The 20,924-nt window shown below is 32.9% G+C and carries 17 protein-coding genes; 11 read left to right on the forward strand and 6 right to left on the reverse strand.

The genetic code is table 11. From position 1 onward, the window contains the following. Nucleotides 1-109: 109 nt before the first annotated feature. A complete protein-coding gene (gene pyrF / locus DMB68_RS05175) occupies nucleotides 110-937 on the forward strand; it encodes an orotidine-5'-phosphate decarboxylase (protein WP_110346357.1) in 828 nt (275 codons plus the stop codon). 181 nt (nucleotides 938-1,118) lie between these two features. Continuing rightward, entirely contained in the window at nucleotides 1,119-1,919 is an 801-nt protein-coding gene (locus DMB68_RS05180) for an ABC transporter substrate-binding protein (protein ID WP_110345570.1), read from the forward strand. Between the two features lie 381 nt (nucleotides 1,920-2,300). Here the strand turns inward: DMB68_RS05180 and DMB68_RS05185 are convergent, their stop codons facing one another. After that, nucleotides 2,301-3,845 (reverse strand): hypothetical protein, encoded by a 1,545-nt coding sequence (locus DMB68_RS05185; RefSeq protein WP_110345571.1) that lies wholly within the window; start codon nucleotides 3,843-3,845, stop codon nucleotides 2,301-2,303. A gap of 154 nt (nucleotides 3,846-3,999) precedes the next feature. On the opposite strand from DMB68_RS05185, the gene DMB68_RS05190 reads away from it, so the two are divergent. From DMB68_RS05190 to acs, 7 genes are all read left to right on the forward strand, one after another. After that, nucleotides 4,000-5,175 carry a 2-isopropylmalate synthase gene (locus DMB68_RS05190; RefSeq protein ID WP_110345572.1) on the forward strand — a complete coding sequence of 392 codons (1,176 nt, stop codon included), beginning with the start codon at nucleotides 4,000-4,002 and terminating at the stop codon, nucleotides 5,173-5,175. 42 nt (nucleotides 5,176-5,217) lie between these two features. Next, on the forward strand, nucleotides 5,218-6,336 hold the full coding sequence (gene leuB, locus DMB68_RS05195; protein WP_110345573.1) for a 3-isopropylmalate dehydrogenase: 1,119 nt from the start codon (nucleotides 5,218-5,220) through the stop codon (nucleotides 6,334-6,336). A gap of 272 nt (nucleotides 6,337-6,608) precedes the next feature. Next, complete coding sequence (gene ilvD, locus DMB68_RS05200; RefSeq protein WP_110345574.1) at nucleotides 6,609-8,282, forward strand: dihydroxy-acid dehydratase; 1,674 nt, start codon at nucleotides 6,609-6,611, stop codon at nucleotides 8,280-8,282. A gap of 63 nt (nucleotides 8,283-8,345) precedes the next feature. Continuing rightward, nucleotides 8,346-10,034, forward strand: a complete 1,689-nt coding sequence (ilvB, locus tag DMB68_RS05205; RefSeq protein WP_110345575.1) for a biosynthetic-type acetolactate synthase large subunit — start codon at nucleotides 8,346-8,348, stop codon at nucleotides 10,032-10,034. Between the two features lie 6 nt (nucleotides 10,035-10,040). Continuing rightward, nucleotides 10,041-10,565 (forward strand): acetolactate synthase small subunit, encoded by a 525-nt coding sequence (gene ilvN / locus DMB68_RS05210; RefSeq protein WP_110345576.1) that lies wholly within the window; start codon nucleotides 10,041-10,043, stop codon nucleotides 10,563-10,565. Between the two features lie 47 nt (nucleotides 10,566-10,612). Then, nucleotides 10,613-12,082: a ketol-acid reductoisomerase gene (ilvC, locus tag DMB68_RS05215; RefSeq protein ID WP_110345577.1), complete on the forward strand. Its 1,470-nt coding sequence runs from the start codon at nucleotides 10,613-10,615 to the stop codon at nucleotides 12,080-12,082. Nucleotides 12,083-12,575: 493 nt separating this feature from the next. Further along, on the forward strand, nucleotides 12,576-14,486 hold the full coding sequence (acs, locus tag DMB68_RS05220; protein WP_110345578.1) for an acetate--CoA ligase: 1,911 nt from the start codon (nucleotides 12,576-12,578) through the stop codon (nucleotides 14,484-14,486). Nucleotides 14,487-14,569: 83 nt separating this feature from the next. On the opposite strand, the gene DMB68_RS05225 is transcribed toward acs, so the two are convergent. The 4 genes from DMB68_RS05225 to recG form a co-directional block, all read right to left on the reverse strand. Further along, nucleotides 14,570-15,022, reverse strand: coding sequence for a 2-dehydro-3-deoxyphosphooctonate aldolase (locus DMB68_RS05225; RefSeq protein ID WP_110345579.1), 453 nt, complete (start codon nucleotides 15,020-15,022; stop codon nucleotides 14,570-14,572). Between the two features lie 152 nt (nucleotides 15,023-15,174). Continuing rightward, entirely contained in the window at nucleotides 15,175-15,450 is a 276-nt protein-coding gene (locus DMB68_RS05230) for an ATP-dependent Clp protease adaptor ClpS (protein WP_110345580.1), read from the reverse strand. 36 nt (nucleotides 15,451-15,486) lie between these two features. Beyond that, complete coding sequence (gene prmA / locus DMB68_RS05235) at nucleotides 15,487-16,320, reverse strand: 50S ribosomal protein L11 methyltransferase (protein ID WP_110345581.1); 834 nt, start codon at nucleotides 16,318-16,320, stop codon at nucleotides 15,487-15,489. A 130-nt stretch (nucleotides 16,321-16,450) separates the two neighbouring features. After that, nucleotides 16,451-18,559, reverse strand: coding sequence for an ATP-dependent DNA helicase RecG (gene recG / locus DMB68_RS05240; RefSeq protein WP_110345582.1), 2,109 nt, complete (start codon nucleotides 18,557-18,559; stop codon nucleotides 16,451-16,453). 209 nt (nucleotides 18,560-18,768) lie between these two features. On the opposite strand from recG, the gene DMB68_RS05245 reads away from it, so the two are divergent. Further along, a complete protein-coding gene (locus tag DMB68_RS05245; protein WP_110345583.1) occupies nucleotides 18,769-19,185 on the forward strand; it encodes a hypothetical protein in 417 nt (138 codons plus the stop codon). Nucleotides 19,186-19,443: 258 nt separating this feature from the next. Further along, a complete protein-coding gene (locus tag DMB68_RS05250) occupies nucleotides 19,444-19,986 on the forward strand; it encodes a DUF1697 domain-containing protein (protein WP_110345584.1) in 543 nt (180 codons plus the stop codon). A 63-nt stretch (nucleotides 19,987-20,049) separates the two neighbouring features. Here the strand turns inward: DMB68_RS05250 and DMB68_RS05255 are convergent, their stop codons facing one another. Continuing rightward, nucleotides 20,050-20,913: a hypothetical protein gene (locus DMB68_RS05255; RefSeq protein ID WP_110345585.1), complete on the reverse strand. Its 864-nt coding sequence runs from the start codon at nucleotides 20,911-20,913 to the stop codon at nucleotides 20,050-20,052. Nucleotides 20,914-20,924: the final 11 nt, after the last annotated feature.

Below are 20,924 nucleotides of genomic sequence, written 5' to 3' on the forward strand. Positions count from 1 at the left end.
CAATTGAATATAAATACTAAAAGCCATTCTTAATTGAGTGGCTTTTTTTATTTTTGTATGCTTTCTAAAAGAATCATTTCTTAAAATTGAAAGAACTAAAAAATCAACAATGACTACACAACAATTACACGAACAAATACTTCAAAAAAAATCATTTTTATGTGTTGGATTAGATCCTGATCTGGATAAAATTCCAGCTCATTTATTAGAAACAGAAGATCCTATTTTCGAATTCAATAAAGCTATAATTGATGCGACACACGATTTGACGGTCGGATATAAACCTAACACTGCTTTCTTTGAAGCATATGGTATAAAAGGGTGGATGTCACTTCAAAAAACAATCAATTATATCAACGAAAATTATTCTGATATTTTTACCATTGCAGATGCAAAACGTGGTGATATCGGAAATACTTCAAGCATGTATGCAAAAGCTTTTTTTGAAGATTTGAATTTTGACAGCGTAACCGTTGCGCCTTATATGGGAAAAGATTCTGTTGAACCTTTTCTGGCTTTCGAAAACAAGCATACTATAATGTTAGCTCTAACTTCAAACGAAGGCGCATTCGATTTTCAGACTCTGACTACGAACGGTAAGGAACTGTATAAACAAGTTTTAGAAACTTCTAAAACGTGGAAAAACAGCGAAAACCTAATGTATGTGGTTGGAGCTACGAAAGCCGAATATTTTACCGAAATCCGTAAAATTGTTCCGGACAGTTTCTTACTGGTTCCGGGAATTGGTGCTCAGGGTGGAAGCTTGTCTGAAGTTTGTAAATACGGCATGAATGATAAAGTTGGTTTATTAGTAAATTCTGCCAGGGCAATAATTTATGCTTCAAACGGAACTGATTTTGCTGAAAAGGCCAGAGAAGAGGCTTTGTCAGTTCAACAAAAAATGGAAAGTATAATTAATTCCAGATTTCAGGTTTAAAATTTCAGGTTGCTTGACCATAAATTTTTCTACCACAGAGATTTACAAAGTTTTTTCACAGAGATTCACAAAAGTTTAATTATTCCTTTGCGAAACTTTGCGCAACTTTTGCGAATCTCTGCGAAATAAAATGCAATCCAATAAACTTGTAACCTGAAATAAAAAATGAAACTTCAAAGACATGAAACAACTCATAGATCAAATTGGCACGTTACATTCTTTTGAAACAGCTCCAAAACGCATTATTTCCTTAGTTCCTTCTCAGACAGAATTGTTATATGATTTAGGCCTAGAGGAGAAAATTATCGGAATTACAAAGTTCTGTGTTCATCCATATCATTTAAAATTAACGAAGAAAGTTGTTGGTGGAACTAAAAAGATTCATATTGAGAAAATAAAATTATTACAGCCAGATATTGTCATTTGTAATAAGGAAGAAAACACAGAAGAAATTGTAAACAAATTAAGCGAAATCTGCCCGGTTTGGGTAACTCATATTGTTTCTGTTGAAGACAATTTTCAAATGATATCGGATTTTGGTCAGCTTTTTAATTGCAGAACTGAGGCTCAAAAATGGAATGACAAATTGACTTTCGCTTTAAGCGATTTTAAAAAATACATTCAGAATATTGAGATTAAAAAAGCAGCCTATTTTATTTGGAAAAATCCATACATGGTTGTAGGGAATGAGACTTATATTAATGAATTATTAAAGTTAAATCATTTTAAAAATATCTACGAAGATAAAGGTCGTTATCCTGAAATAGAACTTAAAAAAATGAGATTGGAAGGAGATCCTGATTTAGTTTTTCTTTCTTCAGAACCTTATCCTTTTAAAGAAGAAGATGCTTTTGAAATAGGACGTTTCACGCATCACGCCAAAACCGTTTTTGTTGACGGCGAAATGTTTTCCTGGCACGGAAGCCGGCTTTTAAAAGCTTTTCAGTATTTTAAATTACTTCACGAAAGATTAAAAAATTAGTTTAAAGTTTTCTTTGTTTCATGTTTCAGGCTGTTGGAGCATGAATTTAATCTCAAAGTATACAAAGCTTTACGCACAGTTCGCAAAGTTTATATTTACACAGTTGTCGCATAAAACCTTGTGAACTTTGCGGATAAATAGTGCAAAGTAAAACAACATGAAACTTGAAACAAAAAACAAACCATATAATATAAAAAAAGAATGCCGGCATCTCGAAGACGCCGGCATCATTTAACTAACCAAAACCAAAATAATAAATAACCAGTTTATTACATTACAAATGTCCGACATATATCTTTCTTTCGCTGTTAAGGTTTTGTTATTACTTTGTTGGACATAAGTTAAGATTTTAATATGTCTTTTTTGAAGGCTTGTGTTCAATTATCGACTGTTTAATTTTGCTTTCTCTTTGATGATATCAGCAATTTTTCGGTTTTCGATTTTGCTTTCCAGCCATGAAATAATATCTAAATAGAGGAAGGCTCTTTTTTCGTACGTGTTTTTTTCTAATTCAATAAAACGTTCACGCATTTTAATAAACTCCTTTTTTATGTCGGCTGGATAAAAATTATTAAGGTTTCTCATGAATTTAATAATTTCCTTCTGAACTTCATGTAAGTCATTCATTTTTAATAAAAACTTGTAGGTGCTTTTAAGATGATTCTCCAAATAATAGTCTTTTCCTAGTTCGTAATGTGCAATTAAAGACAAGAGTCTCGCAAAACACATTAAATCTTCCCGCATCGTTAAGTTTTTGTTATTTATGATTTTATCTAAGTAATAGATTGACTCATTGTATTTTTCATTTCCAAAATAAATTGAGGCAATCTTGTAATAAAATAACATTTCGTGATGTTCGTCAAGATGTTCACTGTGAATTTTTATTTTCTCTAAAATTTCCGGAATCAAATATTCGCTTTCAGCAAAAGTACCTTCCAAAATGTGATAATTTAATTTATTATTATACACGTATAGAAATGATAGCGATGCAATGTTATCGTTGACAGGGAATTTCTCATCCTGAATGGTTTCTTCTAAAAGGGTTAAATATTTTTTGAAATTCGACTTGTATTTCAACATATAGAGGGATTCTAAAAAATAATGATTCCCCTTTAGAAAAAATACAGGATTTAGATAAATCATATTAGGATTATCATAAAAAAGTCTAACCCATTTATAAGCATATTTATAACTTGCTAAAAAGTCCTGAACAAGAAAGCTGCGCCAAAGATTGGCATTATAGAACCAATATTTTTCACGGAAGCCAAATTTACTTTCGTCTAATTTTGAAATGTGCTTATTGAAATAGTCATCAATATATTTGTATTCCTCATCGCTTTTTACATAACCGGTTTTCAACATGATTCCGTAAAGCTGTAATGACAGATTAGATAATTTGCTGGAGATTGTATTTCGATAATTTAATTCCTTTGCCTGAATAACCAATTCATCAGCGCGTCCCTGAATACTTCTTGTAATGTATTGTGATTCAATTAATTTTTCGAATTCAACAATTTCATAAGCCATTAATTTTTCGTCATTTTCAAGTGCAAGGATTTTAGTTTTGTCCAAAATTTTCAAACTCTGTTTATACAAGCCTTTGTTGTATAAAATAACAGCAAAATCTATTTGTTCCCTTAATTGATAACGAATGTTCTGGCTTGGAATATTTAAACGAATACTAACTAAAATTTGTTTGTATAGATATGATTTTAAGTTAGATAACTGAACTTTCTTGATGATTCCACTTTTTAAAATAAGCTTTTCATCGTAAGTTTCAGATTTATCCAAAATATTAAACAATTCAATGAATTTAGTATTCGAACTCGTTTCTAAACGGCTTGCAAAAATTTTAAACTGTCTTTTCTCAGATTTAGAAAGTGATTTAATCAGTACAAATAAGAAATCTTTTTGATGGTTAGCCATTGTAAAATATAATAATGTAACTTATTGTTTTTTAGATAATTAACTACTTATAAATTGTTTTATGAACAGTATAATTTCATTAAAATGAATTTCGTACTGAAGAAGTACAATATATATTTGTTTCAAGATGTGAAATTACATTAAATAAATGAATATGAATAGAGAGAAAGTTCAAATTTTTGACACCACTTTGCGTGATGGTGAACAGGTTCCAGGATGTAAGTTAGATACCAACCAAAAATTGGTTATTGCAGAAAGACTAGACAAAATGGGAGTTGATATCATCGAAGCAGGTTTTCCTGTGTCAAGTCCGGGCGATTTTTTATCGGTCTCTGAGATTTGTAAAATTGTAGAAAATGCAACTGTCTGCGGATTAACAAGAGCCGTGAAAAACGACATCGATGTTGCTGCTGCTGCCTTAAAGCATGCTAAGAAACCTAGAATCCATACGGGAATCGGAACTTCACAATCTCATATTCTCCATAAATTAAATACTACTCCCGAAGATATTATTGCCAGAGCAAAATATGCTGTAGCACACGCAAAATCATATGTAGAAGACGTGGAGTTTTATGCGGAAGATGCTGGTAGAACTGATAATGCATTTCTTGCAAAAGTTTGCGAGGAAGTAATCAAATCAGGTGCAACTGTTTTAAATATTCCTGATACAACAGGATATTGCTTGCCTGAAGAATATGGAGCAAAAATCAAATATTTAAAAGAAAACGTAAAAGGTATTGAAAATGTAATTCTTTCATGCCATTGTCATAATGATTTAGGAATGGCAACTGCAAACTCAATCGCAGGTGCTATAAATGGAGCAAGACAAATTGAGTGTACTATAAATGGTATAGGAGAGAGAGCAGGAAATACGGCACTTGAGGAAGTAGTGATGATTTTTAAACAACACCCTTACTTAAATTTAGACACAAACATTAATACAAGAGAATTAAACGAAATGAGTCGTTTGGTTTCTGAAAGTATGGGAATGATTGTTCAGCCCAATAAGGCAATCGTAGGAGCGAATGCTTTTGCACACAGTTCAGGAATTCATCAGGATGGTGTGATTAAAAACAGAGCAACTTACGAAATCATGGATCCATTAGATGTTGGTGTTAATGAATCTTCAATTATTTTGACCGCAAGAAGCGGAAGAGCTGCTTTGGCGTACAGAGCTAAAAAAGTGGGTTACGAGCTTACTAAAACACAATTGGATATTGTTTATGTTGAATTTTTGAAATTTGCAGATATTAAAAAAGAAGTTTTAGACGAAGATATTCATCAAATTATTGAAGCTTCTAAAATTCAGGGAGATTTAATAAGAAATTAAGTTTACAAAATTAGGTTTTAAATACATAAAGAACGAGACATTATGAATTTGAAAATAGCAGTTTTACCAGGAGACGGAATAGGACCGGAGGTAATTGCACAAGCCAAAAAAGCTTTGTATGCAATTGGCGAAGTGTACAATCATGAATTTGTTTTTGAAGAAGCTCTCATGGGAGCAATTGCTATTGATAAAACCGGGAAGCCACTTCCTGAACAAACACTGAATCTTTGTTTAAATACTGATGCAGTTTTGTTTGGAGCAATTGGTGATCCAAAATATGATAATAATCCAAATGCAAAAGTTCGTCCTGAGCAAGGGTTGTTGAAACTACGTAAAGAATTAGGGTTGTTTGCAAACATCCGACCAATTAAACCTTATAAGTCATTAATTGATGCATCTCCTTTAAAAAGAGAAATTATAGAAGGAGCTGATTTTACTATTTTCAGAGAATTAACAGGTGGAGCTTATTTTGGAGCAAAAACATTAAATGAAGAAGGTACACATGCTTCGGATTTATGTGAATATTCAGAAGAAGAAATTGCCAGAATTGCACATCTTGCTTTTAAATCGGCGCAAAATCGTCGTAAAAAGTTAACAATGGTGGATAAAGCAAACGTCTTGGAAACCTCAAGGTTGTGGAGAAAAGTTGTTCAGAAAGTAGGGGAAGAATATAAAGATGTAGCACTGGACTTTTTGTTTGTTGATAATGCCGCAATGCAATTGATTTTAAATCCAAAGCAATTTGATGTGATTTTGACAGAAAATTTATTTGGAGATATTTTATCAGATGAAGCAAGCGTAATTACAGGTTCTATCGGTTTATTGGCTTCGGCTTCGCTAGGTGAAAAAAATGCGCTTTTTGAGCCAATTCACGGTTCTTATCCACAGGCAAAAGGAAAAAATATTGCAAACCCAATAGCTTCTATTTTATCAGCAGCAATGTTATTAGAGCATTTTGGATTGTTAAAAGAAGCAAATGTGATTTATAAAGCAATTGAAAAAGCAATTGAATTTAAAGTGGTTACAGTTGATTTAAAATCAGATTCAAAATTTGGAACTAATGAAGTAGGTGAATTTGTTTCAAATTTTATTTTCAGCAAAGATGATTTGCTGTATTTTAATAATGACAACGTTCATATCGGACAATCAACGATTGTTTAAGTTTTTTTGTTAAAAAACACAATAATTAACAAGAAGTGTTTAAAATGTTGAGATTTTATTTTTTTAGTCCTATTAGTTTTTGTACTTTTGTGACACTAAAAAAATAAGAAATGCAAATCTCAATTATTATTACTTCTGTCATTGTTGTCAATGTGTATAGCACATTTGCATCGGGAATGGTATAGATATAATTGAAAAGATATATTATATAACCTCCCACATAGTTGGGAGGTTTTTTTTAGGAATAAAATTAGAAATTCAAATAATACATAATGGAATTAAACAAATACAGCAAAACAATCACGCAAGATGAAACTCAACCAGCTTCTCAGGCAATGTTCTACGGAATTGGTTTGACAGAAGAGGATCTTAAAAAAGCGCAGGTAGGAATTGTGAGTATGGGTTACGACGGAAATCCGTGTAACATGCACTTAAATGACCTGGCTAAAGATATTAAGAAAGGGGTCTGGGATGCTGATTTGGTCGGTTTGATTTTTAATACTATTGGTGTAAGTGATGGTATTTCTAATGGTAATGATGGAATGCGTTTTTCTTTGGTTTCCCGTGATGTAATCGCAGATTCAATTGAAACTGTTATGGGAGCACAATGGTACGATGGTATGATTGCCGTTCCGGGCTGCGATAAAAATATGCCGGGAGCTTTAATGGCTATGGGAAGAGTAAACCGTCCTTCTATCATGGTTTATGGAGGATCTATTCACCCGGGAAAATGGAAAGGGGAGGATTTGAATATTGTTTCGGCTTTTGAAGCTTTAGGTAAAAAAATTAAGAATACGATTACACCTGAAGATTTCAAAGGTGTAATTCAAAATGCATGTCCTGGAGCAGGTGCTTGCGGTGGAATGTACACTGCAAATACAATGTCATCAGCAATTGAAGCATTAGGAATGAGTTTGCCTTACAGCTCTTCTAATCCTGCTTTGAGTCCGGAAAAGAAACAAGAATGTGTTGATGCCGGTAAAGCAATCAGGATATTATTGGAAAAAGATATTAAGCCTAGAGACATTATGACTCGTAAAGCATTCGAAAATGCAATTACGATGGTAGCTGTTTTAGGTGGTTCTACAAATGCAGTTATGCACTTAATTGCAATGGCGCACTCAGTAGGTATTGAATTGACATTAAAAGATTTTCAGGATATTAGTGATAAAACACCATTATTAGCCGACTTGAAACCAAGTGGTAAATACTTAATGGAAGATTTGCATAATGTTGGAGGTGTTCCTGGAGTAATGAAATATTTATTGAGAGAAGGTTTCCTGCATGGTGATTGTTTAACTGTAACAGGGAAAACAATTGCTGAAAATTTAGCTTTAGTTCCTGATTTGCACGATGGTCAGCAAGTGGTTTTTGAAATCGCAAAAGCATTAAAATCAACTGGAAATATTCAAATTCTTTATGGAAATATTGCAACTGAAGGTTGTGTAGCTAAAATTAGTGGTAAAGAAGGGGAATTTTTTGAAGGTACGGCTGTCGTTTTTGAAGGTGAAAAAGATGTAATCAGAGGAATACAAGCTGGTGAAGTTAAACCAGGAAACGTGGTGATTATTCGTTACTGTGGTCCAAAAGGAGGTCCGGGTATGTCAGAGATGTTAAAACCAACATCTGCCATTATGGGAGCTGGTTTAGGAAGTACTGTAGCTTTAATTACTGATGGACGTTTCTCTGGAGGTTCACATGGTTTCGTAGTAGGTCACGTAACTCCGGAAGCTTATGAAGGAGGGGGAATTGCATTAATAGAAAATGGTGATGTTATTACAATTGATGCTGTAAACAATACTATTGATATGAAGATTTCTGATGATGAATTGGCAATACGTAAAGCCAATTGGAAAAGACCGGAATCACCAATTAAACAAGGAGTTTTACTTAAATATATGCGTTCGGTCTCCAGTGCCTCAGAGGGATGTGTTACTGACAAATAATTTAATAAAAACTACCTCTAAATCTGCAATTAGAAAGATTTAGAGCTGAAAAAATAAGATAAGATGAGAATATCAGGGGCAGAAGCCGTTATTAGATGTTTATTAGCAGAAGGAGTAGATTTGGTTTATGGTTACCCGGGTGGAGCTATTATGCCGGTTTACGACGAATTATATAAATTTCAGGATCAATTGCACCATGTTTTAGTTCGTCACGAACAAGGTGCGGCGCATGCAGCGCAGGGTTTTGCAAGAGCTACGGGAAAAGTAGGGGTTGCAATTGCAACTTCAGGACCTGGAGCAACTAATTTAGTAACTGGTATTGCAGATGCTCAAATTGACTCAACACCAATGGTTTGTATTACAGGCCAGGTTGGAAAACATTTACTAGGATCTGATGCTTTTCAGGAAACAGATATTATTGGAATTTCAACTCCGGTAACCAAATGGAATTATCAGATTACAGAGGCTTCAGAAATTCCTGAAATTATTGCCAAAGCTTTTTATATTGCGAGATCAGGTCGCCCTGGACCGGTTTTAATTGATATAACTAAAAATGCTCAGTTCGATGAGTTTGATTTTAGTTATGAAAAATGTACAGGAATCAGAAGTTATCATCCAAAACCGGTATTAAATCTTCAAAAAGTACAAGAGGCTGCTGATTTGATTAATAATGCAAAGAAGCCATTTATTGTTTTCGGTCAGGGAATTATATTAAGTGAAGCCGAAGAACAGTTAAAAAGGTTAATTGAAAAATCTGGTATTCCGGCTGCATGGACTATTTTAGGATTGTCAGCTTTGCCAACAGATCATCGTTTGAATGTAGGGATGGTAGGGATGCATGGTAACTATGGTCCGAATCTTTTAACTAATGAATGTGATGTCTTAATTGCATTGGGAATGCGTTTCGATGATCGTGTTACAGGAAAATTAGCTACTTATGCTAAACAGGCTAAAGTAATTCATTTCGAGATTGATCCGGCAGAAGTTGATAAAAACGTAAAAACTGAAGTTGCAGTTTTAGGTGATGTCAAAGAAGCATTAACTGCTTTGATTCCATTGATTGATAAAAAAGCACATGATTCATGGCATAATGAATTCAAAGAAAAATATAAAATTGAATTAGATTCGGTTATTAATGAAGAGTTGGCTCCAACTAATGGCAAAGGAATCTCAATGGGTGAAACTATCGAAATGATTAATAAACATTCTAAGGGAGATGCGATAATGGTTTCGGACGTGGGTCAGCATCAAATGTTTGCCTGTCGTTATACCAAATTCAACTCAACTAAAAGCAATGTTACTTCGGGAGGTTTAGGTACAATGGGATTTGCTTTACCTGCAGCTATTGGTGCCAAAATGGGAAGACCGGATCGAGAAGTTGTTGCCGTTATTGGCGATGGTGGTTTTCAAATGAATATCCAGGAATTAGGAACAATTCACCAGACAAAAGTTCCGGTAAAAATTGTTGTATTAAACAACGAATTCTTAGGAATGGTGCGTCAGTGGCAGGAATTATTTTTTGACTATAGATATGCTTCTACAGTTATGATAAACCCAAATTTTTGTGCTATAGCAGAAGGATATTATATCAAATCAAGAAAAGTAACTAAAAGAGAAGATCTGGATGCAGCTGTTGCAGAAATGATGGCTTCAAAAGACTCTTATTTCTTAGAAGTTATGGTTGAGAAAGAAAACAATGTATTCCCAATGATCCCAACTGGTGCTTGTGTTTCAGAGATCAGATTAAGTTAAAAAAACATGGAAGAAAAAACATTTACCATATCGGTATATTCAGAGAACAATGTGGGTTTACTTAACAGGATATCAGGAATATTCTTAAAACGCCACATCAATATATTAAGTTTAAACGTTTCAGAATCAGAAATAGAGAATGTTTCAAGATTTATTATTGTAGTTGAAACAACAGAGAAATGGGTTAAAAATATTGTTGGACAAATCGAAAAACAAATTGAGGTTATAAAAGCATTTTATCATACAGATGAAGAGACAATTTATCTGGAAAATGCGTTATTTAAAATAGCATCAAGCTTATTGTTTGACGAAAAACAAATTCAGAATATAATTAAAGATAGTCAGTCAACGATTGTGACTGTTTCACGTGATTTCTTTGTAATTTCAAAATCTGGAAGGCGCTCAGAAATAGAAGAATTATATGCGAAATTTAAGCCGTACGGAATTATGCAATTTGTACGCTCAGGAAGAATTTCAGTTTCTAAAGAGAAAATGGAAATTTCATCATTATTAATAAATGAATTAAAATAGTTACAAGCATTCACAATTAAACATCATACTTATTAAATATTAAAAAAATGGCCAATTATTTCAACACATTACCACTTAGATTACAATTAGAACAATTAGGGGTTTGCGAGTTTATGGATCAATCAGAATTTGCAAATGGGATAGATGCATTAGCAGGAAAAAAAGTCGTAATCGTAGGTTGCGGAGCTCAGGGTTTGAATCAAGGTTTAAACATGAGAGATTCAGGTCTTGATATTTCTTATGCTTTGCGTGCAGATGCAATTGCAGAAAAAAGAGCTTCTTATAAAAATGCTACTGAAAATGGTTTTAAAGTAGGTACTTATGAAGAATTAATCCCAACTGCTGATTTAGTTTGTAATTTAACTCCGGACAAACAACATACTGCTGTGGTAACTGCAATTATGCCATTAATGAAGCAAGATTCTACATTGGCTTATTCTCATGGTTTTAATATCGTAGAAGAAGGAATGCAGATTCGTAAAGATATTACAGTAATCATGTGCGCCCCTAAATGTCCGGGTTCTGAAGTACGTGAAGAATATAAAAGAGGTTTTGGTGTACCAACACTTATTGCTGTTCACCCGGAAAATGATCCAAATGGTTTAGGTTTAGATCAGGCAAAAGCTTATGCTGTTGCAACAGGAGGACACAGAGCAGGAGTTTTAAAATCATCATTTGTAGCTGAAGTAAAATCAGATTTAATGGGTGAGCAGACTATTCTTTGCGGATTATTGCAAACAGGTTCTATTTTATGTTTTGATAAAATGGTTGAAAAGGGTATCGATGCTGCTTATGCTTCAAAATTAATTCAGTTTGGATGGGAAACTATTACTGAGGCTTTGAAACACGGAGGTATCACAAATATGATGGACCGTCTTTCTAATCCTGCAAAAATTGAAGCTTACGAATTAGCAGAAGAATTAAAAGACATTATGCGTCCGTTATTTCAAAAACATCAGGATGATATCATTTCTGGAGAATTTTCTAGTACTATGATGGCTGACTGGGCAAATGATGATAAAAATCTATTGACATGGAGAGCTGCTACAGGAGAAACTAACTTTGAAAAAACAGCTCCGCAAGAAGCACCAATTTCAGAGCAGGAATATTTTGATAATGGAGTATTAATGATTGCAATGGTAAAAGCTGGTGTTGAATTAGCTTTCGAAACAATGACAGAAGCTGGAATCATTGAAGAATCAGCATATTATGAGTCATTACATGAGTTGCCATTAATTGCAAACACAATCGCCAGAAAGAAATTATTCGAAATGAACCGTGTAATTTCTGATACTGCAGAATATGGTTGTTATTTGTTTGATCATGCATGTAAGCCTTTATTGACTGAATTCATGAAAAAAGTAGAAACTAATATTATTGGTAAGCCATTTTCAACTTCAAACGGAGTGGATAATGCAGTTTTGATTGCTGTAAACAAAGAAATTCGTCAACATCCTATTGAAGAAGTAGGAGCTTGGTTGAGAGAGTCTATGACAGCAATGAAAAAAATAGGATAATATATATAATACGCACCACGTTTGTGTGTTGGGATTTTGCACTGTATCTTTGTTTTATATAATATTTTGAATTAGTAAGCACTTATTAAAAGAATAACAGATAGAGCGCATTTACATTCACTTAACTTCAATTTATGATTGGGTTAAGTGAAGTAATCCCTAATTTAATTTTGAGTATGTTTTAGATTAATATACTTGTAGAAATTTCTGTTATAATTAATAATGTTGCTGCTATTTTCAAAATAAAGAGGATACTGGGCAAGATTAAAAAAATTAATTGTTATTGAAATTGTTAAATTTAAAAAGGCATGGTATTTTAAATATCATGCCTTTTTGTATTACTAATATTTGATTAAAAGTTCATATTTTAAGAAAAACACATTAAAGTAATTGTTTTTTTTAATCATTGATATTTTTTTGATAAAATTTATAAATTAAATAATTTTAAGAATACATTGTTATTTAATACATTTATAAAAAAATTACAACAACTATGAGTTATTATAAAATTGAAAATTTAGAACAATATTTTAAACATTACAATAAGTCAATAAGAGAACCAAGAAAATTTTGGGGCAAAATAGCTGAAGAAAATTTTACATGGTACCAGCAATGGGAAAAAGTTGTTGATTTTAACATGGCTGATGCAGAAGTAAAATGGTTTACTGAAGCCAAAGTTAATATTACAAAAAATTGTATCGACAGGCATTTAAGTAAAAGAGGAGAAAAAACGGCTATCATCTTTGAACCAAATAATCCTTCTGAAGATGCAATACATATTACATATAATGAATTATATGAAAGAGTTTCCAAAATGGCTAACGTTTTGCGTGAGCAAGGCGTAGTAAAAGGGGACAGGGTTTGTATTTATTTGCCAATGATTCCGGAACTTGCTGTGGCAGTATTGGCTTGTGCCAGAATTGGTGCTATCCATTCTGTTATTTTTGCAGGTTTTTCAGCATCTGCAGTTTCTGCAAGAATCAATGATTGTGAATGCAAAATGGTTATTACTTCTGATGGAGGTTACAGAGGAAATAAAACAATTGACCTTAAAGGAATTGTTGACGAAGCTTTAGAAAGCTGTCCTTCCGTTTCGAAGGTTTTAGTTGTAAAAAGAACTCAAACTGAAATAAAAATGCAAGAAGGCAGAGATCTTTGGTTGCAGCCACTATTAGATGCAGCTCTTGATTATAATGTAGCAGAAATTATGGATGCTGAAGATCCTTTATTTATTTTATATACTTCAGGGTCTACAGGAAAACCAAAAGGTATGGTACATACAACAGCCGGATATATGGTGTATACAGCTTATACTTTTAAAAATGTTTTCAGTCATGAAGAAAATGATATTTTTTGGTGTACTGCAGATATTGGATGGATTACAGGACACTCATATATTTTATACGGACCATTATTGAATGGAGGTACAACGGTAATTTTTGAAGGAGTTCCGTCTTATCCTGATTTTAGCCGTTTTTGGGAGATCATCGAAAAACATAAAATCACACAATTTTATACTGCACCAACAGCCATTCGTTCTTTAGCAAAAGAAAGTTTAGATTATATTCAAAAATATCCTTTAAAATCCCTCAAAGTTATCGGTTCTGTTGGAGAGCCAATCAACGAAGAGGCGTGGCACTGGTTTAATGACCATGTTGGAGATAAAAGATGTCCTGTTGTAGATACATGGTGGCAAACAGAAACAGGTGGAATTATGATCTCGCCAATTGCTTTTGTAACACCTACAAAACCGACCTATGCGACTTTACCTTTACCAGGAATTCAACCCGTTTTAATGGATGAAAAGCGTAATGAAATTGAAGGTAATCAGGTAGTAGGTAGCTTATGTATTAAATTTCCATGGCCAGGAATCGCAAGAACGATCTGGGGTAATCACGAACGTTATAAAGAAACTTATTTTTCTGCTTTTCCAGGTAAGTATTTTACCGGAGATGGTGCTCTAAGAGATGAAGTTGGATATTACAGAATTACAGGTAGAGTAGATGATGTTGTTATCGTTTCAGGACATAATTTAGGGACAGCTCCTATCGAGGATGCTATTAATGAGCATCCGGCAGTTGCTGAATCTGCAATTGTTGGTTTTGCCCATGAAATAAAAGGAAATGCATTATATGGTTATGTAATCCTAAAAGAAACCGGAGAAGTTAGAAATAAAGAAAATTTAGCGAAAGAAATCAATCAGTATATTGCTGACCACATTGGGCCAATTGCTAAATTAGATAAAATTCAGTTTGTGTCTGGATTACCAAAAACACGTTCTGGTAAAATTATGCGTAGAATTTTGCGTAAAATTGCAGAAGGAGATTTTTCTAATTTTGGAGATACTTCCACATTATTAAATCCTGAAGTTGTTGAAGATATTATGAAAGAAAGAATTTCGTAATATATTTAGAGTAAAAAATAAGCCGTCTTAATTCATTTTAAGACGGCTTATTTTTTTAAAGTATTTGTTGTTTTTAAAAGATTTTACTCTTTCTTCAAATTCAATCCCATCGGAACCATCAAAATGCCTTTTTCATAAATATTAAGATAAAGAGTAATTGGTTTTTTCTGTCCTTCCCACTTTAATTCATATACGTTTAAAAATCCGGCACCCATATCGCTTCGTTTAGTTGGAAACGGACAACAGGTCTCTAATCTCGTATAAGTAATTTTTTCTCCATTCGGACCTGCTAAAGCGTTTAAAAAACGGGTTTCATTAAGAGCTTCATCTTTTGTGTTTCTGTAGAAAATATTTATTGGATAATCTGGGTTATAACCATATTTTTTGTCTTTGCTAAATTCTTTAATGATAAACGTATTATTTTTGCTTAAAACTAAATCAGGGGCGTTGTCATCTACATTCTTTAATGTTGACTTAGTGCTTACACATGAAGTAACAGAAATTAATAGAACTATAAAAATGGTTATTTTTTTCATGAGTTTGATGATGTTTTTAATACAAATGTAAAAGATTTTTTTGCTTTGTAGTAGTGAAAACAAATATTATGCCTCAGCTTTTGCAAATAAAAAAACATTCTATCTTATTCATATTATAGAACAAAACAGAATGTTTTCTGAATATTTTTCGGCTAAACAATTTCGGCGCTAAGACCTGCTTCCAAAAGTTGAGTACATTGTGGTTTTAATTTATCTATTGGACCAGTTTTCACGGTGCATTTTCCATTATAATGTACAATTAAGGAGCATTGTTCTGCTTGTTCGGCTGTATGGCTGCATACACGCATTAAAGTGTCTATTACGTGATCAAAAGTATTTACATCATCGTTATAAACAATAATTTCGTTATTGAAACCTACAGCTTCTTTTTCACGAACTTTTTCTCTTACTATTTCTTTAGTACTCATAATTTTAGATTTTGTACTTTAGTAGTTTGCAGTTATCTAATTTACGTATTTTAATGAAACCCAATTGTTTCTTTGAAACTTTTTAACATAAGTGAGACCTTTTTCTGTACATGAGGCATCTATATAAGGAATATCTTCTTCGTAAAAACCACTTAAAAGTAAAATTCCTTTTGGGTTCAAGCAATCAGCATAAAATTGCATATCATTAAGCAAAATATTGCGATTGATGTTTGCAATAATCAAATCGTAATTTTTACCGGCTAATAAAGCTGCATCGCCTTCATAAACGGTAATATGTTTACAATTATTGCGTTCTGCGTTTTCAATAGAATTCAAATAACACCAGTTGTCAATATCTATGGCATCTATAGGCTGTGCACCTTTCATCTCTGCTAAAATAGCAAGAATTGCAGTTCCGCAGCCCATATCTAAAGTTTTTAAATTTTCAACATCAATTTCTAACAAATGCTGAATCATCATGTGTGTTGTTTCGTGATGACCTGTCCCAAAACTCATTTTAGGTTCGATTACAATATCAAATTCAGCATCGGTTTTTGGGTGAAAAGGAGCGCGAACATGGCATTTTCCATCCACATCAATAGCTTCAAAATTCTTTTCCCATTCTTCATTCCAGTTTACCTGATCGATTTCTTCAATCGTATATTCAATTTTAAATTCTTCCGATTGTAAAATATAAATGTCCTCTAAGATATTTTCATCCCATAAATCTTTCTTTACAAATGCCGAAATTCCATTTTCAGTTTCTGTAAAACTCTCGAAAGCTTTTTCGCCTAATTCTGCAATTAATATTTCTGATCCAAGTTCTTTGGGCTCAATTGAAAAATGATACCCTAAATATATATTTGACATAGATAATTTTTTTGCAAAGGTAAGAATCGAAAGCAGAACTTTTTTATAAATAATTTGTTATTATTTTAATTTGATTCCGACTGAAATGTATTTTTTAAGAACTGGCGTATTAAGTTAAAATGGATTGCTGTTAACTAATGTAGTTCCATATATTTTTTTTCTTCGTTAATTCGATGAAAACAGCCTTTAATGTAGCATGTTCCGGTTTTTGAAGAGGAGCATCTTCTTTTAAGATTTTCATTGCATAATTTCTGGCTAAACTCAAAATATCACGGTCACGGACAATATCGGCTATTTGAAGGTTTAAAACACCGCTTTGCTGTGTCCCCATCAAATCACCGGGACCCCTAAGTTTCAGGTCAACTTCTGCAATTTCAAATCCATCATTCGTTTGTACCATTGTTTCCATTCGGGTTTTACTATCGGAACTTAATTTATGGCTTGTCATTAAAATACAATAGCTCTGTTCTGCACCACGACCTACACGGCCACGTAATTGATGTAGCTGTGATAGACCAAAACGTTCGGCACTTTCGATAATCATCACACTCGCATTTGGAACGTTTACACCAACTTCAATTACAGTTGTAGCCACCATAATGTTTGTTTTGCCTTCTGAGAAACGTTTCATTTCAGCATCTTTATCTGTAGGTTTCATTTTTCCGTGTAAAATAGAAATTGAATACTGAGGTAATGGAAAATCACGTGAAATACTTTCGTAGCCATCCATTAAATCCTTAAAATCCATTTTTTCAGATTCCTGAATCAACGGATAAACTATATATATCTGTCTTCCTTTTGCAATTTCATCACGTAAAAATTTCCAGACTTTTAATCGGTTACTGTCAAATCGATGGACGGTCTGAATGGGTTTTCTTCCGGGAGGCAATTCGTCAATTACCGAAATATCCAAATCGCCATATAAACTCATTGCTAAAGTTCTTGGAATTGGCGTAGCAGTCATCACCAAAACATGAGGAGGGATATCGTTTTTCTTCCACAATTTTGATCTTTGCTCAACTCCAAAACGATGCTGTTCGTCAATAACGGCTAATCCCAAATTTTGAAATTTCACCTTATCTTCCAACAATGCATGTGTTCCGATTAAAATATGCAAAGAACCATTTTCAAGCTCTTCGTGAATAATTTTTCTGGCTGCAGTTTTGGTTGAACCGGTTAATATTTTTATGTTGATATTTAATGTTTTCGCCAATTCAGATAACCCAATAAAATGCTGGTTGGCAAGAATCTCGGTAGGAGCCATTAAACAAGCCTGAAAATCATTGTCAATTGCCAGAAGCATACTCATAAAGGCTACGATTGTTTTTCCAGAACCTACATCTCCTTGTAGTAATCGGTTCATCTGGGCGTTGCTGCCCATATCTGAACGGATTTCTTTTACTACCCTTTTTTGAGCATTGGTTAGTTCAAATGGTAAATGATTTTGATAAAACTCGTTGAAGAACTGACCAACTTTTGTAAAAGGATGTCCTTTAATTTTGTGCTTTCTAATTAAGTTTTTGGTAATTAATTGCAGCTGAATGAAGAACAATTCCTCAAATTTTAATCGAAATTGGGCTTTCGCCAAAGCATCGGCACTTTTGGGAAAATGAATATTGAATAAGGCAGCTTTTTTAGAAATCAGCTTCAATTCTTCAATTAGATAAGAAGGAAATGTCTCAGTGAATAAAACCTGAGTCTCAATAAAAAGCTGTTCCATCATTTTATTGATCGTACGGTTTGAAATTCCTCTGTTTGTCAGGGTTTCTGTCGAGGGATAAACCGGCTGCATGGCAGAACGAAGACTTTTCTCATGCTCAGTTAAAAGCTCAATTTCCGGGTGCGCCATACTAAATTGGCTTCCGTATAAAGAGCATTTTCCAAAAATAACGCAAACTTCGTTCAATTTTAAACTCTCGCGAATCCATTTATGTCCCTGAAACCAGTTTAATTCAATTTGCCCTGTATCATCGACAAATGTAGCCACCAGACGTTTCTTATTTTTAGCAAATTCAACTGTTTTAATATTAATTATTTTGCCAATAATCTGAACTTCTGACCCCGTATTTTGAAGTTCGTTTATTTTGTAATAACGGGTCCTGTCAATATATCTGTTTGGAAAGAAATTAACCAAATCTCCGTATTTATGAATTCCCAGCTCTTTCCTAAGCAACTGGCCACGACTTGGACCAACGCCTTTTAAGTATTCGATAGGTGTTTCGAGGAGATTATTAGACATTTAATTATTCGTTTTTAGATTGCTTATTTTAGATTTGGAGAATTGGGATTTATTGAAAAGCGAAGATAAATTTTAATTACTAAATTTTAAAATGAATTTTAGGGATTAACTACTTCAATGTTAAGTTTGTCATTAAGTAGAATATTACCACGCAACCATTTTAATAAAGTAAAATCTTAATAATAAGTAACCTTAAAAATATAAATCAAATGAAAAAAATTGGACTTTTACTTGTATTACTTGTGTCTTTAGTGTCTTGTTCTAACGATGATTCAGATAATAAGAAACAGCCAGTTGTTACAAACTATTATGGGATATGGATACAGTATACGGAACCCAGGTTTGCAAATGATCCATCTTCAAATCAGTTTTCTTATATATTTAAAAAAGATAATACATTTTCGAAAACCAGATTATATGAAAACATCAATACGACTCTAACAGGAACTTTTGAGATTATAAAAAAAGATAATGTAACTCAGTTTATATTAACTTACAAAGAATATAATCCGTTAATTTCAAATTGTTCAAGTGGTTTGATAGAAAGTTTTACTTTGGAGTCAGGACATTTGGTTGATGATGCTCGTGCATGCGATCGTTCCTATGTATTTAAAAAGATATACTAAAAAGAATATATTTTAAGTTCTAAAACTCCGTTGGATTTCTAACGGAGTTTTTTTATAGCGAATAATCTTTGAAAAAGAGTTTCATTAACGGATAAAAGGAATTTAATTTGAATTCGATAAAGTCTAATGAAGATACAGATGAGATTTTAGATTAAGCCAAAATAAAGTTCATGGGAAAACTGGAAATTTGATATTAAAGTAGGAGATGAAGATGATGAAGAGTAATAGTTTTTTATCTTTGAATCTAAATTAGAAAAAATGACAACCCACTTAGCGCTTTTACGAGGCATCAACGTTTCAGGTCATAACATGATGAAAATGGAGGCATTAAAAACAATGTTGGAAAATATTGGTTTTACGAATGTAAGAACATATCTGCAATCCGGAAATGTTTTTGTTGATACTGAAGAAGAAAGTGCTTCAAAAGTTGGATTTATGATCAAACAGGAAATTTTTAAAGTTTTCGGGCATGAAGTTCCTGTTATTGTTATTACAAAAGAAGATTTGGAATTGTGTTTTAAAAACAATCCTTATTTAAAAGAAAAAGATTTTGATACTAAAAAGCTTTATGTTGCTTTTGTTTCAATTGCTTTGAAAAAAGAAAATATAAATGATTTAAAGATAAGTCAGTTCAAACCGGACGAAGCGAGTATTGATAGAAACAGGATTTTTATTAAATATGCTGTTGGAGCAGGAAAGACCAGATTTGATCAAAAATATATTGAAAAAAAACTCAATGTCACGGCAACAATTAGAAACTGGAATACTGTTACCAATCTGCTTAATATGTATACAGAGTAAAACAAAAAAACAGGTTTCAATATTAATTTGAAACCTGTTTTTTATTATAGAGTATAATGTCTTTTAGATTCTGAAAATTCCTCCGAAAGCAATAATTCGCTGAAAGAAGAAAAAGTCCTGAAAAGCACTATCATCATTACTTGAAGTAGTTTTAATATCCTGCATGTTGATGTAACCGCCTTTTAACTCTCCCTGTACATAAAAATGTTTGAAAAAAGTAACATTAATTCCTGCTTTTGCAGATACTCCATAGCCTGAAACATGAAAATCATCGTGACGTTCTTTTCCTAAAAGCATAGTGTTGGTTTTAGGATACAAAAGCCCGGCACCAAGACCTTCTGTTAAATTAATCTGAACTTTATCAGTATTTGGTAGTCTGAACCATTTTGAAACGTCATCAAATCTTGACACTTCTGTATTGACGTAATTTAAGCCATCAGTATGTTCGTAAGTTAAGAACGTTTCATCTGTGAAATCTATAGGCGTATTATTGTAAGTGCCATTGTGTATAGAGCCAGCATCAGTTAAAGGTAAATTAATTTTTCCTGTAACATTCGCTATTTGATTCTGTGTCATTACATATTTCATGTGATCAACTCCAATTGTTACACTATAATGATCACTAAAAAAATAACCCAATCTCAAATTTGTCTGTGGAATAGTCATTCTTGCAGGGTTAAGGTAGTCAACATGCCATCCTTTTGGTTTGTCGTGTGCACTCATATTATGAACGGTAAATTCATAATCTTTTCCTCTGAAGGTTACATCAGATTTAGAATAACTTTCTCTATTACCTCCCCATGAAACAAAGAACTTTCCTTTATTGTGTGCTGTGTATTTGTCTTGTATTGCAATTTCTTCCTGAGCAAATGTATTTACAGCAAAACACATTAAGAAGAAAGGCAAGAATAAAAACTTATTTTTCAATTATTGAATAT

Origin of the sequence: Flavobacterium hydrophilum, assembly GCF_003202405.1 — a bacterium.
GTDB classification, from domain to species: domain Bacteria; phylum Bacteroidota; class Bacteroidia; order Flavobacteriales; family Flavobacteriaceae; genus Flavobacterium; species Flavobacterium hydrophilum.